The organism is Roseimicrobium sp. ORNL1, from assembly GCF_011044495.1.
Classification (GTDB): Bacteria; Verrucomicrobiota; Verrucomicrobiia; order Verrucomicrobiales; family Verrucomicrobiaceae; genus Roseimicrobium.
In genome coordinates, this window is record NZ_CP049143.1 from 947,317 (window position 1) to 967,233 (window position 19,917).

18 protein-coding genes are annotated in these 19,917 nt (G+C 59.6%); 9 read left to right on the top strand and 9 right to left on the bottom strand.

All coding sequences use genetic code 11. From position 1 onward, the window contains the following. Positions 1–9: 9 nt before the first annotated feature. Both G5S37_RS03825 and G5S37_RS03830 read left to right on the top strand, forming a co-directional pair. Entirely contained in the window at positions 10–528 is a 519-nt protein-coding gene (locus G5S37_RS03825) for a hypothetical protein (RefSeq protein WP_165201006.1), read from the top strand. A 285-nt stretch (positions 529–813) separates the two neighbouring features. Then, the gene (locus tag G5S37_RS03830; protein WP_165201008.1) at positions 814–2,541 is read left to right on the top strand and encodes a hypothetical protein; all 1,728 of its coding nucleotides are present in this window, start codon (positions 814–816) and stop codon (positions 2,539–2,541) included. Positions 2,542–2,587: 46 nt separating this feature from the next. Here the strand turns inward: G5S37_RS03830 and G5S37_RS03835 are convergent, their stop codons facing one another. The 3 genes from G5S37_RS03835 to G5S37_RS03845 form a co-directional block, all read right to left on the bottom strand. Beyond that, entirely contained in the window at positions 2,588–3,505 is a 918-nt protein-coding gene (locus tag G5S37_RS03835) for an archaemetzincin (protein WP_165201010.1), read from the bottom strand. A 123-nt stretch (positions 3,506–3,628) separates the two neighbouring features. Then, positions 3,629–4,558 carry a hypothetical protein gene (locus tag G5S37_RS03840; RefSeq protein ID WP_165201012.1) on the bottom strand — a complete coding sequence of 310 codons (930 nt, stop codon included), beginning with the start codon at positions 4,556–4,558 and terminating at the stop codon, positions 3,629–3,631. Between the two features lie 137 nt (positions 4,559–4,695). Continuing rightward, entirely contained in the window at positions 4,696–5,766 is a 1,071-nt protein-coding gene (locus tag G5S37_RS03845; protein WP_165201014.1) for a sugar phosphate isomerase/epimerase, read from the bottom strand. A gap of 111 nt (positions 5,767–5,877) precedes the next feature. Here G5S37_RS03845 and G5S37_RS03850 point away from each other — a divergent pair, with 111 nt between their 5' ends. Further along, positions 5,878–6,984: a sialidase family protein gene (locus G5S37_RS03850; RefSeq protein WP_240914796.1), complete on the top strand. Its 1,107-nt coding sequence runs from the start codon at positions 5,878–5,880 to the stop codon at positions 6,982–6,984. Between the two features lie 206 nt (positions 6,985–7,190). Here the strand turns inward: G5S37_RS03850 and G5S37_RS03855 are convergent, their stop codons facing one another. The 6 genes from G5S37_RS03855 to G5S37_RS03880 form a co-directional block, all read right to left on the bottom strand. Then, a complete protein-coding gene (locus G5S37_RS03855) occupies positions 7,191–8,258 on the bottom strand; it encodes a SurA N-terminal domain-containing protein (protein ID WP_165201018.1) in 1,068 nt (355 codons plus the stop codon). 3 nt (positions 8,259–8,261) lie between these two features. Further along, positions 8,262–11,606, bottom strand: coding sequence for a transcription-repair coupling factor (gene mfd / locus G5S37_RS03860; RefSeq protein ID WP_165201020.1), 3,345 nt, complete (start codon positions 11,604–11,606; stop codon positions 8,262–8,264). 377 nt (positions 11,607–11,983) lie between these two features. Continuing rightward, entirely contained in the window at positions 11,984–12,715 is a 732-nt protein-coding gene (locus G5S37_RS03865; protein ID WP_165201022.1) for a sigma factor, read from the bottom strand. Between the two features lie 30 nt (positions 12,716–12,745). After that, the gene (locus G5S37_RS03870) at positions 12,746–13,288 is read right to left on the bottom strand and encodes a hypothetical protein (protein WP_165201024.1); all 543 of its coding nucleotides are present in this window, start codon (positions 13,286–13,288) and stop codon (positions 12,746–12,748) included. 34 nt (positions 13,289–13,322) lie between these two features. Further along, a complete protein-coding gene (locus tag G5S37_RS03875; protein WP_165201026.1) occupies positions 13,323–14,879 on the bottom strand; it encodes a serine/threonine-protein kinase in 1,557 nt (518 codons plus the stop codon). A 98-nt stretch (positions 14,880–14,977) separates the two neighbouring features. Beyond that, on the bottom strand, positions 14,978–15,514 hold the full coding sequence (locus G5S37_RS03880; protein WP_206026296.1) for a hypothetical protein: 537 nt from the start codon (positions 15,512–15,514) through the stop codon (positions 14,978–14,980). A 166-nt stretch (positions 15,515–15,680) separates the two neighbouring features. Between G5S37_RS03880 and G5S37_RS03885 the strand changes: the two genes are divergently transcribed. The 6 genes from G5S37_RS03885 (at position 15,681) to G5S37_RS03910 (ending at position 19,910) form a co-directional block, all read left to right on the top strand. Then, complete coding sequence (locus G5S37_RS03885) at positions 15,681–16,169, top strand: glycine cleavage system protein H (protein WP_165201030.1); 489 nt, start codon at positions 15,681–15,683, stop codon at positions 16,167–16,169. 88 nt (positions 16,170–16,257) lie between these two features. Further along, positions 16,258–17,463, top strand: a complete 1,206-nt coding sequence (locus tag G5S37_RS03890) for a radical SAM/SPASM domain-containing protein (protein WP_165201032.1) — start codon at positions 16,258–16,260, stop codon at positions 17,461–17,463. Between the two features lie 36 nt (positions 17,464–17,499). After that, positions 17,500–17,868, top strand: a complete 369-nt coding sequence (locus G5S37_RS03895; RefSeq protein WP_165201034.1) for a hypothetical protein — start codon at positions 17,500–17,502, stop codon at positions 17,866–17,868. A 117-nt stretch (positions 17,869–17,985) separates the two neighbouring features. Further along, positions 17,986–18,330 carry a hypothetical protein gene (locus G5S37_RS03900; RefSeq protein WP_165201036.1) on the top strand — a complete coding sequence of 115 codons (345 nt, stop codon included), beginning with the start codon at positions 17,986–17,988 and terminating at the stop codon, positions 18,328–18,330. Positions 18,331–18,363: 33 nt separating this feature from the next. After that, positions 18,364–19,059, top strand: a complete 696-nt coding sequence (locus G5S37_RS03905; RefSeq protein ID WP_165201037.1) for a Uma2 family endonuclease — start codon at positions 18,364–18,366, stop codon at positions 19,057–19,059. Further along, complete coding sequence (locus G5S37_RS03910; RefSeq protein WP_165201039.1) at positions 19,056–19,910, top strand: ferredoxin family protein; 855 nt, start codon at positions 19,056–19,058, stop codon at positions 19,908–19,910. The genes G5S37_RS03905 and G5S37_RS03910 overlap by 4 nt, the downstream gene beginning before the upstream one ends. Positions 19,911–19,917: the final 7 nt, after the last annotated feature.

Consider the following 19,917-nt stretch of genomic DNA (forward strand, 5'->3'; position numbering starts at 1 on the left):
GAGCTATTGGTGCATCTCTCGCTGGCGAGGCTGGGCGATGATCGTACTATCATCCCAATGACTGCGGCTCAAACTGAGCGAATGGTGGGCGATCCCAGCAGTTTTGCGCTGCAATTCTTGCCGCAGCAACATCCGCTCGGACCCTACGGTGGCTGCTATCTGTGGATAGGAAATAGCAAATTGGGCATCGAGGGAGATGCTCACTTTTTCGGATTGGTTTGCTCTGTACTTCGACTCAATCCTGACACCAGGAAGCCCCCGGTTGAAGGACTCTCCGGCGGAGAGCTAATTTCGTTGCTTCGGAACGGACGCGACAGGTATCATCTTGGCACCGCCGAGATTTTTGATGGCCTGGAATTTTACGCTGTTTTCAGCAAGCCGGGCTTGGTCTTTGTGTGGAAGAAAAGCTGTGAACCAGACGAAGCTTTTCGTGTGGAAAACATCCCCTTGGAATACTTCGAGAAAGTCCTCGGAGAAGCCGTCGACTACGTCGCGGGTTTGCGACAGGGAGTGAATACCATCTACTGACCGCTGGGAAAGGTGGAGACGCTGGCCGGCGCAACCGCGAGCTCTTTTGCCACCGGATTCCCGTGGAAGTCGCATCATGGGATATCGCCGCGCGCAGCAAAAGTGGTTTGCAGTTTCGGAGGCCGGGCGTATAAAGTTTTTGCTTTCCATGCTCCGGTTGAAAAAAGCTTGTCGTTGTTCCAGTGTCAGGTTTTCTTGAGTGCTGCATTAGAAATTTTGGCTTGAAGCACACGTGGTCCCAGGGCCGATGAACTTCGAGTCGTCAGAGTCCAACCACTATCTCTCATGGAATATTTAAGCTTTGAGGATTTTGCGACCACCGTGGCTGTGGGCATCTACGTATGTGTTGGCGCTCTGTTATGCCTCCATACCTTTTGTCCCCGCCTGCTGACGCAGGTTGCAGGCAGTGTTGCCAAGTTGACGACCGGGCCGATGACCCTTCTTAGCATTGGCGCCGCGGTTGGTTTGCTTGTCGTCGGAATATTTGGAGAGGATATCTCCAATAGACTGGCCGACGCAGATGGGCAGTCCAAGCAGTACTACTGGGTATTTGACAGTGAAAAGGACATGCGAGACCGGACCTTTCGGATTCTTGTGGAGGAGCTTGCTTCGGCGCGGCGCTTGTCTCCCTATGCTTTGGGTGAACATGAATCGCTGTTAGCCCAGCAGCTCGAGGCTCATCCTGGAAAGAATTTGAGCAGGCTTTCTGAAGAAATGGAAGAAGCCAGAAAAGGCCTGGCCTCCCAGATCTATTATGTGGCGAAGAATACGCTCATGAACCACGACGGATATCGGGGAGAGTTACAGCAGATACAGACCCGCATTGACTTCAGCCGATCGTTTGCCAGTTACTCAGCAATCTTCTTCCTATTGGCCCTCGTCTTGGGCACGATTCAGTTGTTGAGAATAGGTATTACTGAGAGTCCAAAGCCCTTTGAGCACATATGTCCACGGAGGTGGTGTTTTGACTGGTTGGCGACCAATTCCAGGTATTCACGAGGAAAGATTGCAAGACGTGTGGCTACACGCTGGGTTGTTGTGGCGGGCGTTTTCGGGCTGCTGTTTCTAGTTACACGCATTTCATTTTCAGCGGAGGAACGCGAGTTCAATCTCCGGACCTACGGGTACTTCGCATCACTCCACGTGGAGGAGTTGCCGACAATATACAAGAACGGCGATTCAGGAGATGCTGCAAGTGAAGGCGCCAAGCATGGCGGTATGCTGGCTGAATATGGTATCAGCGGGCTCGCCTTGGTCGGGAAAGATCTGTTGGCTGTGCACGATGTAAAGCAGCCGAATCTTGAACGGCGGCCCTATGTTAGCAAGATCTCACCGGACGGCACAATCAAGCCCATGACGCTCAAGAACTGCACTGAGCTACCGAGTGACCTCGAGGCCATTTGTACCATTCCTGAACGAAAAGGCGAAATTCTCATGGCTGAAAGTGGATACTACAAGGGTATGTTCGGGAGGGTTTTTCGAGGGAAAGTGGATGCGGATTCCATTCACATCAATGAAGTCTGGAATTATCCCCCGGAAACAACCGACATCGAAGCGCTGGTGTGTGTGAAGCACCGGGGGGCTTACCAATTGCTTCTTGGCAATCGCAACGGCACCATCCATGTGGCGGACATTGAGTTTGGAGGTGATCAAGGCGAGCTTCAATTGAAGCATCTTCCCCTCAAGATGGTCAGCCTTCCGCCGGAGACGAATGATTTCAATCGGAAGATCACGGACTTCTCAATTGACCGGGCAGGTTCTTTGTACGCTGTGGCTGCCAACGATCCCGGTGACATGCACGGATCTTTGGGGCCCTTCAAATCAGTGGTATATCAACTTGGCAGGATCGAGCAACACGATGAAAATCCGCTCAAAATCTTGGAGGGTGATTGCCTTAAATGGAAAGTGTCGGGATTCAAGGTCGAAGGTCTCGTGGTTGAGGACAATAAAAGCATCACGATAGGCACAGATGACGAAGGCTATGGAGGCGTCTGGAGACGTTTGAGTTGGTAGTCCCAATGCCTGGGAGCGCGCGCCCGTGTCGCCGAAGTTATTGTGACTACGGCACAGTGAGCCGTTGCAATCGCTTTTTCACCCACGCCGCTTCCTCCGTGAAGCCATGCTTCTCGTAAAAGGCGAGCAGCTTCCGATAGCGGGTCGCGAAGTCGAACTTTGCGCTGGAGTGCAGCTTGCGCAGGCAGACGGGACACGCATGCATGGGGCGGGAGTCCGATTCGCCAAGGTGATTCGAGCCGCACATGATGCACTCAAACCAGACGCAGTGGGTGATGCCAAACATGTGGCCGGTCTCATGCACGAGCACCTGGCAACTGCGGCGCAGCATGCGGCGACGAGTCTCGTCGTTCCACTCCTCACCGTTGAATTCGGGCGAGTAGCGCTTGAAACTGAAGACGCCGACACGATTCGCATAAGTCGCCTGGCCGAAGACGAAGTTCCAAGAGTCCTCGGGATAGAGATCCTCCATGGTGACGCCGATGACGCAGAACGCATTCTTCGGAACGTAGCCAAGCATCACCTTCAGGATATCGGTGGTGAGGTATTGCATCCCATCTTCACCCCGCGAGCGACGCTCGATGGCTGAGTTGGATGCCAGGGGAATCCCTGTGAGCATTTTCACCGGAAGTCCGAAGAACGCTCCGGCGAACTCTTGCAAATCTGCCAGCGCCGGTCCCTTTCCCTCTTCAAAGTCGTCAAGTGGAAGCACGTAGATGGTGTTCGCGACGGAAGAAGGGAGGTTGTGTGGCGTGCGAAGGAAGCTCTCAAAAGTCTGTCGGCGTTCCTGGTGATGGGCCAGCCAGTCTGCGGGCTCCGGCGCGCGAATGGTCTGGAAATCGGACGTGATCTCGAAAGCGCGCTGCTCCGCCAGGGGCAGCTTGTCCAGTGGACCGACGGCGGCGAGCTGTTGCTCACGCGTGGGGACGCGAAAGAGTGCCGGGGCATCTTGTCCCCGCGCCATCCCGAGCCCACACCAAAACCCTGCGGATATTCCGAGCATGCGGTGAAGCACGCTTCGGCGCGAAAGGGCCCCGGTGAGAGGGATGTCGGACACAGGCATGTGGTTCCGACTCATGCCTGCGGACTATTTCGCCTTCTGCTTCGCCAGATGATCTTTGATCGCTTGGGCCAGGTCTGGATTGTTTGACAGATATTCCGCGGGGACCTTGTCGATGGCGAAGGTTTCCGTGGAGCCCACGCGTGTGATGGTCACTTGATCTCCGACGATGGAGTAGGAGAGGGTATTGTACGCGCCTGAATTCACGACGGCAGCGGCAGCGATCGAACCGGCCGACGAACCCAGGTCAGCCGCCTTGTAGCCGAGGATGGAAGCCAGCCGCGGGTTGGTCTTGGCAAGGGGCTTGCGCTGATCGTCGGGGAGCTTTTTCAGGTCCGCGAGTGGCACGTTGGCGAATCCGCTGTCATGCATCAGCTTCACCAGGTCGCCATTCACCGCGGAGAGCCGTACGTTCTTGTACATCTTTCCGGAAAGCACCAGCTTCTCCACGTAGTCCGCCTTGGTATCCGTGACCTTCTTGGCGTAGTCCTCCTTGCTGAGCCATCCACCGGAGATGACCACATAGCCTTGCTGATGTTTCTGCAGCGCGGTGGCGAGCGTGGCCTTGAGCGCCTGCATGAGTGGAGCGCTCTTGGGATACTTCACGGCTGCGGCGTCCGCATCCTGTGCAATTTTCTCCAACGACTGCCAGTCTGTGTCCGTCACCAGCGTGAGAGCGGCGTAGTCCGGGTAGGGGACCACCACGCGCAAGGCGGGCGGCTGCATCTGCCGGGTCTGGCCGTTGGCAAACTTGAAGGTGCTCGTCATGCCAAACGACTCCATGGACACATATTCATTAGCCATGGCGAACTTGTCACTTTCACTATCCGTAGTGGTGAAAACGACAATGCCGCCCTTGGAGGGAATATCCACGGCATGGCACAGGGAGGCCGACGTGAGAAGGGTGGCCATCACCAGAGTGGCTCGGCGGAGAAAAGAGGTAAATGGGGTGCTCATGGTGCAGCTGTGCTTGGCAGGTAGGGGGGAGACGCTGAAGCGTGGGGTTGTCATACGATGACACCGCCTCCATCCATCAAACCAATTCTAATTCAGCAGACAATCTTTTTCCTCGGCCATCGAGTGGTCCAGATCAGCTATGACCGCACACCCGCACCGTAGCTGCGCAGGGCCGCCACGCTCCGCTCGAATTCGCCCTTCTGATACTTGATGTCGGCCTCCTTGTCCGGAGCCTTGAAGGGCGGGATGGGTTTGCCCTTCTTGGCCAGTGCCACGAATGCCGCGAGGTCATCCGCCGGCATCTTCTCATAACCGAGTTCTTTGACGAATTCCGGTTTCTGAAAGGGAAGCGGTTTGGCAAATCCGGAGATGGTTTCGATGTTGAGAGGCACGCCGGGGCAGAGTTCCGCAAAGCGCTTGGTGTAGGCTTTGAAATCCACAAGGCCCTCACCGATGGCCGTCCACTGCACCACGGCCTCGTCCTTGTCATTGAGCCAGATCATTGAGTCGCGCACGCTGGAGCAGTTTACATAAGGTCCCAGCACCTCAAGGTGGCGCAGCGGATCTTCCATGACCCAGGTCGCGTTGCCGGGATCGATATTCGCACCCACCCAATCTTTGCCGGCGGCTTCAATCAGCGCCTTCAGCTCGTGCGACTGCATGTCTCCGGCGTGGTTCTCGATGGAGATCTTGATGCCCGCATCAGTGGCCTTGCTCTTGCACGCGGCGAAGACCTTGAGCAGCGCCTCGATGTGGCGCTGGATGCCGCCGTCGCCCTTGCGGTCATCATTCCCGCCCAGGTAGCAGCGCGCCACGGGGGAACCAAGCGCCTGGGCCACGCGGATGCATAGGGAGAGATGCTCCTCCGCCGTGCCGAACGTCGGCTTGAACCGCGCCGAAGTGGGGCACACGCTGCTGGTGCCCACGTAGAGGGCGATGCCCGCCTTATCGGCCTGCTCTTTCAGGCCCTTGAGATACGCATCTTCAAAATTCTCGAAGGGCAGCAGCTCGGACAGGAAAAGAGTATCGACCTTCTGGCTGCCGGCATACTCGATGAACTGTGGCGCCTTCCATCCCGTGGCGCGTACCGCAAAGTGGTCGAGCCCGATGCGCACTTTTGCAGGCACTGCCTGGGCAGATGCGGTTGAAACCGCGGCGGGAGCGGCGAGTGCGGCGGTAGCGGACTGAAGGAAGCGGCGGCGGTTCATGTGAAAGGAGGCGACAATTGAGGAAAAACGGAACGGGCGGAGCGGGCAATCTTTTTCTCAGGTGTCCGGCAGGCGATGAAAAATCCACACCGCACGTCCAGTAGTGGTCTGGTGAAAGCTGCCCTCCTCGCGCTTCTTTTGCTGGCCGCCTGCCCTGTGCACGCGGAGAACATCGTGGTCCGCAACGTCGAGCCCACCAAAGAAAATCCGCGCAATTCGGAGGGTTCCTTTGCCACCCTGGCATCAGGGCGCATCATTTTCTGCTACACCCAGTTCTACGGTGGCGCGGCGGATGAGAGCCCCGCGCGGATTGTGCAGATTCACTCCGATGACCAGGGCCGCACCTGGAGCGAGCCTCAGGTGGTGGTGGAGAATACCGCGGGGAACAACGTGATGAGCGTCTCTCTGCTGCGCCTGCAGGATGGGCGGCTGGCCATGTTTTACTGCATCAAGAACAGCTGGCTGGACTGCCGGCCGCACATGCGTGTCTCTACGGATGAGGCCGCTTCTTGGTCGGAACCGAAGCTGCTCCTCCAGGCGCCGGGCTACTTTGTGCTGAACAACGACCGCGTCATCCAGACCTCCAAAGGCCGCATCATCCTGCCGCTTGGGTATCACCGTTCGAGGCTGAGTGATCCGCACAGCAGCAAGTCCTTCGATGCTCGCGCCATCACCATGTGGATCTACTCGGATGACGCCGGGCAGACGTGGCAGGAGGCGGCAAACTGGTGGGCCATTCCGGTGGCGAGCGGCTCGGGCCTACAAGAGCCTGGCGTGGTGGAACTGCCGGATGGCACCCTCATGGGCTGGAGCCGCACGGATCAAGGTGCGCAATATGGATTCACCTCCACGGATGGAGGGCGCACCTGGTCCGCGCCCGTGCTCACGGAAATGAAATCACCCACCTCGCCTGCCAGCATCCGCGTGCTGCCTGGCACCACGGACCTGCTCGCCATCTACAACGACCACTCGGGCAAGTTCGCTTTTCCCGCGAAGAAGCGCACCCCGCTGAATGCCTGTGTCTCCCAGGACGGTGGCAAGACCTGGCCGGTCCGCAAGCTGCTGGAGGAGGACCCCGAAGGTTGGTACTGCTACACCGCCATGCACTTCACCAAGGACAACGCCGTGCTGCTCGCTTACTGCGCCGGTGATACGAAGGTCGGCGGGCTCAATCGCCTCCGCATGCGTCGCGTGTCACTGGATTGGCTGAAGGAGTAGATGGGGCGTGCCTCAGTAGCGAAAGGAGCGTGGCCTTTCCAGGCCGCTTGTTGGCAACTTCCCTGGTGAAGCATACCCATGATTTCCTTGTTATGGGCCCTGCTCACTTGCGGCTTGGAAAAGCCGCGCTCCTTTCCAAACAAAAAAGCGCCACTTCCGTGGCGCTTTTCGTGAAACTTAAGGGACCGCAGCTTCGGTCGCTTGCCTTACGGCTGGGGCTGCTGGGACTGTTGCGGCTGCTTCTGCTCCGCCTCTTTGCTCTCCTTGTTCAGCCACTCGAAGAAGGACTTCCGCACGGATTCCGGCTGGATGATGGCCTTGGAGGCCAGGCCGGAGAGCCAGCGGTTCACCGCTTCGCGGCCCATCTCAGCGGAAATGACTTTTTCAATCTTCGGACGGGCCGTTTCCAGCGGCTCCAGTTTGCCGAGTTCCTTGGATTCGCAGAAGATGATCATGTAGTTCGGCCCGATCTCAGTCACCGGGCTGATGCTACCCTGCTTGAGGTCGAAGGCGACGTCCGCAATCTCCTTGCTCAGGCCGTCGCGTTCCTGTAGGCCCCAGTCACCTCCCATTTCCGAGCGGCTGTCTTGCGAGTACGTGCGGGCCATGGTGGCGAAGTCGGCACCGCCGGAGATCTTGGTGCGGATTTCCTGGGCCAGTTTCTTCTGGGACTCCGTGCTGGTGGAGGCGTCGCCTACCGGATACTTTGGAATCGTGATGGTGCTGAACTTGATGTAGCCCTTTTCGCGGAACTTATCGAGGTTCTTCTTGTAGAAGGCGTCCACCTGCGCGGGCGTGGGCGGCGGCAGGTTTGCCGTCTGGCGGGAGCGCAGCACGGAGACCACCATCATCTTCTCCCGCTGCTCGCGGAACTTCTTGATGGTCATGCCCGTCTTGGCCAGGTCATGAAGGAACTTTTCGCGGTCACCACTGTAGCTCTCGCGGATGATGTTGTTGATGTCGTCATCCACGTACTGGGCCTTGATGCTGCCTCCCAGCTTCTCGAACTCGCTCAGCACGAGCTGGCGCTCGATGAGGGCGAAGAGAGCGCTCTCCCTCAGCTCGGCCAGCCGGGCCGCCGCGATGCGGGGGTCCTTGACGGTCATCTGGATGAGCTGCTCCTGCATTTGGACGGCTTCACGCACCTCGGAGGTGGTGATGACCTTGCCATTCACGGTCGCTGCGATCCCATAGGACGCGCCGGAACTGGAGCTTGTGCTGGCGTGCACAAGCAACGCGGTTACGGCAATCAATATGGTACGGCTGATCTTCATGGATTAAAAACTTCTCAGGAGGTGGAGAGATTCGCGCAATAGTAGGGGCGCGTCAGGGGCTGTCAAACGAGGAAACTTGCCTCCAACCAACACGTAGCCACCCTTGCGTGTGAGCATCAGTTTTCCTTCTTTTATGTCGATCGCTGTGATACCTTTGGCGGCAGCCGTGAGCTTCATGGCGGCGCAGATGAGCAGGTGCTCCACGGCCTCCGGCGGACGGCCGTACTGGTCCCTCCAGGAGGCCTCCAAACTGTCCAACTCCTTGCGCGTGAGCACTTCCCCCAGCATGCGGTACGCGGTGATGCGGCTGCGTGCGTCCTCCATGTAGGTCTGCGGGATGAAGGCCGGGATGCGCCACTCCTTCGCCGTGACCAGCTTCTGACGGTCGGCGGGGCGGTGGGCGGTGGCTGCGGTGACCCGTTTGCGGGGCGCAGCTTCCGGATCAGTCGCCTCCAGCCATTCGGCCTCGCTCATGCAAAGGAAGTCCACGTGGAGGGTGACTTCCATGGGAGGGGGAGCGCGGCGGCCCTGCAGCCTGGCGGTCGTGGCCTTGAGCATCTGGCAGTACAGGTCAAACCCGACCGCCACGATGTGGCCACTCTGTTCCGTGCCCAGGAGGTTCCCGGCGCCACGGATTTCCAGGTCGCGCATGGCAATCTTGAAGCCGCTGCCGAGCGCCGTGTACTGCTTGATGGCATTCACCCGCTTGCGCGCGTCGCCACCTGTCATCAGGTCTCGGGGCAGCATGAGGTAGGCATGGGCGCGCTCGCCCCCGCGGCCCACACGACCGCGGAGCTGGTAGAGGTCCGCGAGACCAAAACGATCCGCACGGTCGATGATGATCGTGTTCGCATTTGGAATGTCGACGCCACTCTCGATGATCGTCGTGCAGAGCAGCACATCCGCATCGCCATTGATGAAGGTCTGCATCACATCCTCCAGCAGTTCGGAGTCCATCTGGCCGTGACCGATGATGACGCGCGCCTCGGTGCAGAGTGCCTCGAGCTTGGCCTTCATCTTTTCCATGTCCATCACGCGGTTGTGCAGGAAGAAGACCTGCCCGCCGCGCTGGATTTCCGCGTTGATGGCATCGCGGATCACACGCTCGTCATAACCGGAAACCGACGTCTGCACCGGGATGCGGTTGGGCGGGGCGGTGTCGAGCGTGGACATGTCGCGCATGCCCATGAGACCGAGGTACAGCGTGCGCGGAATGGGAGTCGCGCTGAGTGTGAGCACATCGACGAGCTTGAAGAGCTCCTTGAACTTCTCCTTGTGCTTCACGCCGAAGCGCTGCTCTTCATCAATGATCGCCATGCCGAGATCCTTGAAGCGCACATCCTTGGAAATCACCCGGTGCGTGCCTATGACGATGTCGACAGTGCCTTCCTTCACGCCGGCGAGGATTTCCTTTTCGCGTTTCTTGGGCGTGAGACGGCTGAGCATTTCCACCGTCACGGGGTAGTCGCTCATGCGCTCGCGGAAGGTCTGCCAGTGTTGCTGGGCGAGCACGGTGGTGGGCACGAGCACGGCCACCTGCTTGCCACCCATCACTGCTTTGAACGCCGCGCGGATGGCCACCTCCGTCTTGCCAAATCCCACGTCACCGCACAGCAGGCGGTCCATGGGTTTTTCCAGCTCCATGTCACGCTTGATCTCCGCGATGCTGCGGAGCTGATCCGGCGTTTCGCGGTAGAGGAAGGACTGCTCAAACTCCACCTGCCATTTCGTATCCGGTGGATGTGCGAAGCCCTGGAGCGTCTGCCGTTGCGCAGCGAGTGAGAGCATGCGCGCGGCGAATTCCTCCACACTGCGCTCGGCATTAGCGCGGGTCTTTCCCCAGCGCGCGTCACCGAGTTTGTTGAGTGTGGGAGCTTTGCCACCCACACCCACGTAACGTGAGACGAGGTGCGACTGGCTCAGCGGCACGAAGACCTTGGCCTGGTCCGCATAGCGGATGACCATGACCTCCTCGCGCTTCACCCCTTCGCGCACCTCGATGCCGGCGAACTTGCCGATGCCGTAGTCCAGGTGCACGACGAGGTCGCCCTCCTTCATGTCGCGCATCTGATCGCGCGCCTGGCGCAGCACCTGGGCTTCGTCCAGTTTGGAGCCGCGCACGCGTCGCGTGTGCTGGTGGCGGCCGAAGATCTCTGCGCCGGTCAGCACGGCAAGTGAAGCGGCTGGCACGGTGAAGCCGCGATGCAGCAGCCCCAGCGTGAGCTCCATGCGTTGCGCGGCCAGCCACTGTGGTCCTACGAGCTCTTCGAAGCGTTCGCGTTCGCCTTCATTGTGGAAAAACATCACCACGCGCCACTTCTCGCGATGCCACTCCTCCACCTGTTTGGTAAACTGGATGCGCCGCGCTTCCTGCACCACGAAGTCACCCGCGTGGAAGATGCCCAGTGGGTTTTCAAAAATGGCCGCGGAGTAGTCTTCAGTGGCGCTGTCGTCATCATCGTCCCGCGGAGCACCTGCGGTGATGGTGATGCGCCGCTTCACCTCTTGCGGCACGGCTTGCACATCGTCTTCAACGGGCTCGATGAAGATCACTGCGTCATCCTTTGAGAAGAGGGTGGAGAGTGCGGTGGTCGCGCTGGAGGCGTCCACCTGCTGCATCAGAAGCTGCGCGCGCAGGAGTCTCTGCACGGACGCTTGCGTGTGAATGTCGAAGGTGCGCAGCGATTCGATTTCGTCATCGAAGAACTCAATGCGCAGCGGTTCTTCTCCCTGCCAGGAGAACACATCCACAATGCCGCCGCGCCGTGCGAATTGACCACGCTCCGCGACGGTGGGCATGCGCTCGTAGCCGGAGGCTTCCAGTTCCTGCAGCAGTGCCTCCACCTCGATCTTCATGCCGAGCTCCAGGCTCTTCTTGAAGGAATCCAGATCCTTCGGGGAGGGCACCTGCTCGTCGAGGCTGTCCGTGCACAGCACGAGCACGCGAGCTGCAGGTTCGTCTTCACTGGGGCTGCCTGAAAAGCGGGTGATGACGGAGATGCGTTCTGCCTGTGTGTCCGGATCGCTGAGCCCGTTGGGGCCGTCGCCCTGCGGAGCGCGCGGGTAGAACATCGCCGGCATTCCCCATGCCTGGAGGTCCGCGTGGGTCTGCTCCTGCGTGCGTGCTTCACGACACAGCACCCACGTGCGGCACGGTTGCGTGGCCTTGAGCGTCACGGCCGTGGCAAAACCGAAGGCCTCCCGGCACACGTGGCCCAGTGTCACGGTGCCTTCGCGCCGGTACCGCTTCCACAAGGCCGCGAAGGCCTTCGAGCCAAAGGCCGCGTCCACCAGCCCGGGTGCCAGGTGTGCGGTCTCTGTGGTTGGCTCTGCGTGGGATTCCGACATGTGTAGACGGCAAACCACCCCAACCGCCGGAAAAGGCGGGCGTGGTGATGCATACTGAATTCGCTGCTGCGCCTCACCCTGTGCTCCGATTGGCGTTGGGACAAGCGCTTTGTCGGGGGCAGAAGGCAGTCCACTGGATACGATTCCAACCTCAAGGTCGGTGCTCCAGGTTTAGCACGTGAAACAACGGCGCAGTCCCTCGCAGGGAGCGGCACTAGCCTAGTGCCGTCATGCACGTGGCAGCCGACAAAATGCAATAGCAAGGAAGAGGCTCCGCACCCTCATCGCTTACCACCGGCACTAGGGCTAGTGCCGCTCCTTGGGCTACAAGTGCCTCCCTGTCGAAAGGCAGTTGTTCATTGTAAGGCATTTCACCCTCACCGTTGCCTGAGCGCCGCAAGCAGGTGCTGCATCTCCAGATCCACATCCGCACCCACCGCGAGAGTCTGGGCAATTTCGCGCCGGAGTTGCTCGCGGAAGCGTTGCCGCAGTCGATGCACGGCTACCCGAAGCGCGCCGTCTTGCAGGCCGAGCTTTGCCGCTGCTGCAGCTTCTTCATCACTGATGCTGGAAGTTACCAGCCACGGCTTCAGCGCCTGAAAGTGTTGCTCTTTTCCATCTTCCTCGAACACCTCCTCCAGCGACTCCAGCGCCCGCTCCAGCACATGCAGCGCCCACTGACGATCAAACTCCACATCCGGTGGTGGTGTTGATGCGTCTTCGATCCCTACCGGTTCCACTGCCTCACCACCTTCTTTAACCGACGCATCCAGTGCGACATGTTCCACGCCACCACCGCGTTTCAAGCGTGCACCACGGTCGCGCATGTCACACAAGAAGTGCTTCACTGCCCCGAGCAGGAAGGAGCGAAATTTCCCATGTTCCGGGGCTGCTCCACCAATCTGCGGACGGGCAAGCAACCGTGCAAAGAACTCCTGCGTAAGGTCGCGTGCATCCTCCGCATGGCCGCACCATCCGCACACAAAACGGTGTACTGGGGTGTAGTACGCCTCACACAGCTCGCTCAAGGCCACCGACGCATCCGCGGAGTGACCCTGGGCGCGTTGCACCAGGGTCCAGCGGGTTTCGATGAAGGAGTGGGCCATCATGGAAAGCATGACAGAAGGCGCCGCTGGGGATCAATGGTCCAGGGTGTAGGCTGCTGAAAGCCCTTTCGCCTTTTGAAAGGTGATTTGATCCACCCACACCGTGCCAGAACCTTCGATAACCACGTTCACCAGTGCCCGGTTCACCGTGAAGTCATCATTCACCATCATGGGCAGGCGGATTTCATACCATTCCGCACTGCCTTGCATCGCCTGATTCAGGCCCTTGGAGAAGGCGCGTTTGCCTTCTGCGACTTCGCACCACATTTCCAGGAAGGCGCGCTGGGAAACGCCTTCGCATTTGACCTTGAGGATGCACCAGAGAGTCTCACCCTTTTCCACCCGAAGGTTCTTCTGATCGGCGATGGTGATCACGGCATTCTGGGCCGCTGCAACCTTGAGAGAACCGTTGCCATCTGCCGTGACGGATTTGTCCACGGTGACGAGGGTCTTCACTTGGCTGAGATCGTTGCAGGGGAAAGAGCCGAGTTCGACTGCCGAAATGCTGGTGGAAGTCAGCACGAGCACGCTGACGAGGTGGCGCAACAGGCTATGGGGGATGGCTGAGGTGATCATGGCTGGAAATAGGAAGGTTGGTTCGGAAGCAGCATCACGGAGTGGGTTCGTGCGAGAGTCGAATGTCCTTGATCCAGACAGTGCCGGGTCCGTCCAGGCTGACGTTCACCAGCACCTTTCTGAGGGTTTCGTTCCGGCTGATGCTTACGGGGACGACGACTTCACGCCATTCCCATGAACCGTACATTTTTCCGGGGGTGCTTCGGGAAAAATATCGATCGCCCAGCGTGCTCTCCTTGTATACTTCCAGGAACGTCAGTGTTGAGCTTGGGGTGCCTTCGGACTTCATCATGGCACGGCACCAGAGCTTGCCTCCCGGGGGAACGATGATGTCCTTTTGTTCAGCCACAGTGAGGATTGTGCCGTGCGGGGCTTCGATTTTGAAGGCGCCGTTCGGTGTGACCGTATGGTCCACAGAGACTTTGGTCGCGACCTGATTGAGCGTGTCGCACATCTGGGTGGCGACGGGTTGATACGCGACCGGTGGGTGAGAGTGAGCCCTGAAGTAGAGGACCATGGGGATCGCCAGCCCTGCGAGAAGGCAAAAGAAGACGCTCACAAGGATCCATGCCAGCACATTGCAGCCGCTATTTCGTGGCAGCAGGGTTGGTGCCACGTCCGTGCTGGGAGACGCAGGTGCCGTGTAGACATGCTCCAGTCCCGTCTTCACCTCGCCAGCGGATTGGTAGCGCTTTTCGCGATGCTTTTCCAAGGTGCGAAACACCACGCCATCCAGCCGAGGGTCCACGCCACTGGTCTCACTCGGAGCGGGGAATCTCCCCAGAGGAAGGCCGCCCGTGAGCATCTCATAAAACACCACGCCGAGACTGTAGATATCCGCACGATGATCGACGTCCTGCGGATGCTCAATTTGCTCCGGCGCCATGTACGCGGCGGTGCCCATGTGCATGCCCGTTTGTGTGAGCATCGCCGACGGTGGCGGGTCCTCCTTGCCATGCACAAATTTCGCCAGTCCGAAGTCCGCGATCTTCACCCGGCCCTCGCCGTCCATGAGGATGTTTTCCGGCTTCAGGTCGCGATGCAGCACGCCGCGCTCGTGGGCATACTGGAGCGCTTCGCAGAGCTTTGGTACAATGGCGAGCGCCTCGCGTGCCGTGAGGGTGCCGGCCTGCATCGCCTGGCGGAGATTCACGCCGTCCACAAGCTCCATCAGGAGATAGGGTAGGGGAGGGCGGTCGTCCACGGAAGACGCCTCGCCGAAATCAAACACCTGCACGATGTGCGGATGATTCAACCGCGCCAGCGCCCGCGCTTCGCGATGAAACCGCTCCACCCATCCAGCATCCGAGGCCAGTTCAGGAGGCAGGATCTTCAGCGCGGCGATGCGATCCAGATGGGGCTGGCGCACCTTGTACACCCGGCCCATACCGCCAGCGCCGAGTGGTTCGAGTATTTCGAGCTGTGGAAACGCCTTTGCCAGCATCTCCGGCTCCGGTGCCGGCATGGCAGAGGCGGGGAGGGGCTCCGTCTCCATCGCCGCCGCCATCAGACACGCCGGGCACAGGCCGCGTGGCGCGTCCGGAGGCAGCGGCTGGCTGCATTTTGGGCAGAGATTTGAGTCGGTGCTCATGGTTCTGCCCTGTACTGAGGCGTGCTCAGCGGGATGTTACATAAAAAATTTCATGCACGCCAGCCTGTGGAAACCGCGGCTACCCGCCTGCCCCCATTTCAGTACTTGATCGTCTTTCCACGCGAGCACACTTCCGTGTAGAAGGCATTTCCCTGACCAAGTGGCAGGCCCAGTTCGCTGCAGAGGGTGTACAGCGCCGGCGTGTCCACGTATTCCGGCAGACCGTCCGGCGTTTCCTTGAACTTGTTGCAGCCAAAGCACATCTCAAACACGCCCACGACGCGACCGGAGGCATCATAGAAGGCAAAGGCGTGGTGCGGCTTGTAACAGGGGGTGCGGTCCTGCTTGCCATGAGAAATGGTGATCGCCTTCATCAGCTGAGCCACCTGCGGCTCGGTGAGCTTCACGCCCTTGGGATCCAGCACGCCCTTGTGCATGCGACCGTTGATGAAGAAGGAACTGGCCTCGTCCGCCGTGAAGTCATAGCAGTAGCCGCGCACTTCCGTGAAGGGAGCGTGCGGCCAGCCCTTCACTTGGGTCCCTACCGCCGGCTTCGGGGGAGCGTTGACGCCGAAATAGACACAGGAGGGCAGGGTGAAAGCCAGCAGAGCGAGAAGGCAGAGGCGTGAGACCATGGGCATGTTGTGAACGGTCCAAGCGCGATGGTCAAGAATGACAAGTGACGAATGATGTATCGGGAGGCGCCGGCCATGTCCACTGTTCGCCATTCCTCATCCGGGCTTTGTCATTTGCCCATTGACCCCTCGGCCTTTGCCTGTTGAATCCCGATTCCCGCCTCCCATGCCCCTCACCTTCGTCCGCTTCAAACACGCCCGCTTCACGGCACGTTTCCCCGAAAACTATCGCTACTCCCGCAGCCACTACTGGATGGCGCCGGTGGAGGGGGAGGAGGGCCTGTGGCGCGTGGGTTTCACGAAGTTCGCCACCCGCATGCTGGGCGAACTGGTCGAGGCGAACTTCAAAGTGCAAGTGAGCGACCCCATCTTCCCCGGGGACTCCATCGGCAGCGTCGAGGGGTTCAAAGCCGCCAGCGACGTCCTCTGTGTCATGGAAGGCTCCTTTGCCGGAATGAATGACGCGCTGAACGTCGACGCCTGCATTGTGAAGAGCGACCCCTACGAAGTCGGCTGGCTCTACGCCGCGAAGGGCCAACCGGAGGAAGACTCCCTGGATGTGCACGGCTACGTGGCCCTCCTGCAGGAAACCATCCAGCGCATGGCAGATGCCGGGTACGGGCACGATGAGGACGGGGCAAAGGAAGACGAGTGACGAAAGCCGATACACTCTGCACCTGCCAGTCGTAGGCATACAGAATGCACGCCCGGACTTGCCATCCGTGCGATGGTACCCCGCTCGCATGATTTTCTCCCTCTCCAACCGCATCCTCAGCACCGTGGACCCCAAGTGCCTCGCCAAGATGGCGTGGAACTTTGGCTTCAAGGGCGCGCGCTCCGTGATGCTGTTCAAGAAGCGGATGAAGCAGGGCATCCACTTCCCGCCCTTCCTCTACCTCAGCATCCTGAACTCGTGCAATCTGCGCTGCCAGGGCTGTTGGGTGGACGTGGAGGCTCCACGTAACGCCATCGACCTCGATACGCTGAACCGCACGGTCAATGACGCCCGCGAGCACGGGAACAGCTTCTTTGGCATTCTCGGTGGCGAGCCCTTCATGCATCCCGAACTGCTCGACTTCCTCGCGCAGCATCCCGATTGCTACTTCCAGGTCTTCACGAACGGCCAGCTCATCACCGAGAAGGCTGCGCGCGCCATGCGGCAGATCGGCAATGCCACACCCCTCATCAGCATCGAAGGCAGCAAGACGGTGAGCGACGAACGCCGCGGCAACAAGGATGTGCTCAATCGCACCCTGCGTGGCCTGCAACACTGCCTGGAGCAGAAGCTCCTCACCGGCGTGGCCACCAGCCTCTGCCAGACGAATCTTGATGACCTGCTCAGCGAAGCCTGGCTGGACAAGCTCATCGACATGGGTGTGCACTACACGTGGTATCACACCTACCGTCCCGTGGGACCGAAGATCAATGAACAGCTCGCGCTGAATCCCAAGCAGATCCAGCGGGCACGCCGCTTCATTGTGAACATGCGTGCGCGCAAGCCCATCGCCATCGTAGATGCCTACTACGACCACGCTGGCCAAGCCTTGTGCCCCATGGCCACGGGCATCAGCCATCACGTGAGCCCGAAGGGCAGCATCGAGCCCTGTCCCATCATCCAGTTCGCTACTGAAGACATCACGGACAAGCGTGGTCTTTTCGAGACCTTCACGAACAGCGCCTTCCTTGCCGACTTCCGCAAGACTTCCGCAGAACACACCCGCGGCTGCGTGGTCCTGGAGCGTCCGGACGTGGTGAAGCAACTCGTGCTCAAGCACGGCGCCAAAGACACCACGGTTCGCCAGACTGCCATCGCCGAACTGGAGCGGATGACCCCGCGCCCGAGCCAGTGGGTGAAGGAGGAGAACATCCCCGAGAAACACTGGATGTATTGGGTCGCGAAGCGGTTCTTCTACACGGACTTCGGGGTGTACAAGGATTTGAAGGCGTGACAGTGGATGGGTGAATGGGTAGGCTTGGCGACAGCCATGCTGAAATTCCCTCCCAAGGTCGTCGGTATCCTTTGTGTCCTGCAGGTCATGGCGATTGTGGGCACTTGTCTGATTGCCCGGACGATGCTGAAGTTGTACAACTCGACGCAACTCACGGACGACGGTATCAGGCCGCATCGCTTGTATCTGACGGTTAGTGCCCTGCCCTATGTGGTGCCGTGGATGCTTTTGATCCCTCTTGTCTGGGGAGTGGTTGCCACCTTGCGCGCAGATATGGAGGAACGTGTGCCTTTGATTTCCGAATCGCAGACTAAAGTTGGCTATGGAGCCACCCTGTTGGTTTTGATTTTTTGCATGGTCGCCATCATGAGGTCCATCCAGATGGCATTCGAACCGTCGATATGACAGCAGGAAGTTGGTCGTGCGGTGTTGAATGCAAGTGAGGACGGAGCTTTGATTGTTTTGGCCTCGCGAATGCCCCTTGTACCCGGCTTGCAGGCGTAGCATAGTTGTCCTGTGACCATGTCCGAGCCCTCTTCCCAAGCCCCCAAGCTCCTCTACTGCCGCTGTGCCTATGCCCAGGTGGTGCCGCAGGGCGTGAAGAATGGCGTGCTGGAGAAGCTGTGCGAATCTGGCGCGAGCTTTGAATCCGTCTCCGATCTTTGCGAGATGGCGGCTCATCGCGACCCACGGCTCAAAGCCTTTGCGGAGACCACCCCGCTGCGCATCGCTGCCTGCTATCCCCGCGTGGTGCGCGGTCTTTTCCGCCAGTGTGGCTCCCCGCTGCCCGAGGAGGGCGCGGAGGTGCTCAACATGCGCGCCCAGAGTGCGGAGGAAGTTGCGGATGGCATGCTGAAAGCGGAGTGATCTTTTTCGTTTTTCCCACGTATACTCTGGGTCATGTCCACTCCCGCCAGACAGCCTGTGCCCCAGGCTCCGAAACAGGTGACGCGCATCGGTCCGATGACCATGCAGGAGTACCTGCGCCGGGAACGTGAGTCAGAGTTCAAGCATGAGTACCGGGATGGCTACATGTACCCGGTGGGTGAGATGTTGGCGATGTCTGGGGGGACGATTCCGCACAGCAAAATCAAGGTGAACTTGATGCGAGAGCTTGGTACCCGCCTGCGCGGAAAGAAGTGCCAGCCATTTGATTCCGACTTGATGATTCTGCTCACGCACGCAAACAAGGGTGCCTACCCCGATGCAAGCGTGTTCTGTGAACCGCTGGAAGTCACGGAAGAGGAGAAGAATGCTCCTGCCAACCCATCAGCCATCTTTGAGGTTCTCTCCAGTTCCACCGAGGCGTATGACCGGGGGGGGAAGTTCGAGGCGTATCAGCAGGTTGCCTCGATGAGGCTCTACATTCTCATTTCGCAAAGCCATCCCCTTGTTGAAGTCTACGAACGCCCGGAAGGCGGTGGCTCTCAATGGCTCTACACCGCGTATGCGCGCATGGACGCCGTCGCAAAACTCCCCGCCCTTGGCATCGAAATTCCGCTCGTCGACCTCTACGAAAACGTCGAGTTCCCTCCCGAAGATCCCCTTTACACAGCCATGCTGCGCGAGCAGGAGGCTGCTTACGCCATCCCATGATCACCCACACCGCCCGCCCGCTTCGCGTCGTCCTTTACGAAGGCAACGGCGCCATCCCTCTCTCCGTCGAGGCCAGGACCCAGGTCATGGTCGCGCTACTGGACAAGGGCTATGTGGTCACACGTGCCACGGCTCAAGGCGGCGGCGCGATGCCACACGATGATCGCAGTCTGCTGGTGCTGGGTTTGTTTCCCGAAAAGCAGGCGCCCAATCTCGAGGACGTCACCGGCCAGGTCAGCATCCAGTCGCGCGACATCACCGGACTCGATGCCGAGGCGGTGTTGGAACTTGTGGAGAAGGTGCGCGGCGCTGAGCCCATGAACCAGCCCGGGACGTGGAAGCCGTGGTTCCCCGTCATCGACTACTCCCGCTGCACGAACTGCATGCAGTGCCTGAGCTTCTGCTTGTTCGACGTGTACAGCGTCAGCGACATCGGCAAGATCCAGGTCGAGAACAACGACAACTGCAAGACGAACTGTCCCGCCTGCTCCCGCGTGTGCCCGGAGGTGGCCATCATGTTCCCGAAATACTCCGCCGGTCCCATCAATGGCGACGTGGTGAATGACGAGGATCTCCGTCGCGAGAAGATGAAGGTGGACATCACCAGCCTGCTCGGAGGCGATATCTACTCCCGCCTGCGCGATCGCAGCGAGGCCGCGAAGAGCCGTTTCAGCAAGGAGCGCAGCGCGGACAAGGCGCTGGATGAACGCAAGAAGTGCCTCACCAAGATGGCGCAGGATGGCTTCATCCCAGCCGAGGTGCTCGCCGCCCTGCCGTCTCCGGATGAGATCATGCGCAAGGCCGAGGCTGCCCAGGCCAAAGCTGCTGCCGCCCTGGCTCCCGGTTCCTAGGTGTCAG

Bases quoted from the DNA above. Each gene is read 5' to 3' on its own strand.
- G5S37_RS03865 (WP_165201022.1), bottom strand. From the start codon at position 12,715: ATGATGGCCCACTCCTTCATCGAAACCCGCTGGACCCTGGTGCAACGC.
- G5S37_RS03890 (WP_165201032.1), top strand. From the start codon at position 16,258: ATGATTTTCTCCCTCTCCAACCGCATCCTCAGCACCGTGGACCCCAAG.
- G5S37_RS03840 (WP_165201012.1), bottom strand. From the start codon at position 4,558: ATGAGCACCCCATTTACCTCTTTTCTCCGCCGAGCCACTCTGGTGATG.
- G5S37_RS03875 (WP_165201026.1), bottom strand. From the start codon at position 14,879: ATGAGCACCGACTCAAATCTCTGCCCAAAATGCAGCCAGCCGCTGCCT.
- G5S37_RS03895 (WP_165201034.1), top strand. From the start codon at position 17,500: ATGCTGAAATTCCCTCCCAAGGTCGTCGGTATCCTTTGTGTCCTGCAG.
- G5S37_RS03885 (WP_165201030.1), top strand. From the start codon at position 15,681: ATGCCCCTCACCTTCGTCCGCTTCAAACACGCCCGCTTCACGGCACGT.
- G5S37_RS03830 (WP_165201008.1), top strand. From the start codon at position 814: ATGGAATATTTAAGCTTTGAGGATTTTGCGACCACCGTGGCTGTGGGC.
- G5S37_RS03835 (WP_165201010.1), bottom strand. From the start codon at position 3,505: ATGGCGCGGGGACAAGATGCCCCGGCACTCTTTCGCGTCCCCACGCGT.
- G5S37_RS03880 (WP_206026296.1), bottom strand. From the start codon at position 15,514: ATGGTCTCACGCCTCTGCCTTCTCGCTCTGCTGGCTTTCACCCTGCCC.
- G5S37_RS03845 (WP_165201014.1), bottom strand. From the start codon at position 5,766: ATGAACCGCCGCCGCTTCCTTCAGTCCGCTACCGCCGCACTCGCCGCT.
- G5S37_RS03870 (WP_165201024.1), bottom strand. From the start codon at position 13,288: ATGATCACCTCAGCCATCCCCCATAGCCTGTTGCGCCACCTCGTCAGC.
- G5S37_RS03910 (WP_165201039.1), top strand. From the start codon at position 19,056: ATGATCACCCACACCGCCCGCCCGCTTCGCGTCGTCCTTTACGAAGGC.
- G5S37_RS03900 (WP_165201036.1), top strand. From the start codon at position 17,986: ATGTCCGAGCCCTCTTCCCAAGCCCCCAAGCTCCTCTACTGCCGCTGT.
- mfd (WP_165201020.1), bottom strand. From the start codon at position 11,606: ATGTCGGAATCCCACGCAGAGCCAACCACAGAGACCGCACACCTGGCA.
- G5S37_RS03905 (WP_165201037.1), top strand. From the start codon at position 18,364: ATGTCCACTCCCGCCAGACAGCCTGTGCCCCAGGCTCCGAAACAGGTG.
- G5S37_RS03855 (WP_165201018.1), bottom strand. From the start codon at position 8,258: ATGAAGATCAGCCGTACCATATTGATTGCCGTAACCGCGTTGCTTGTG.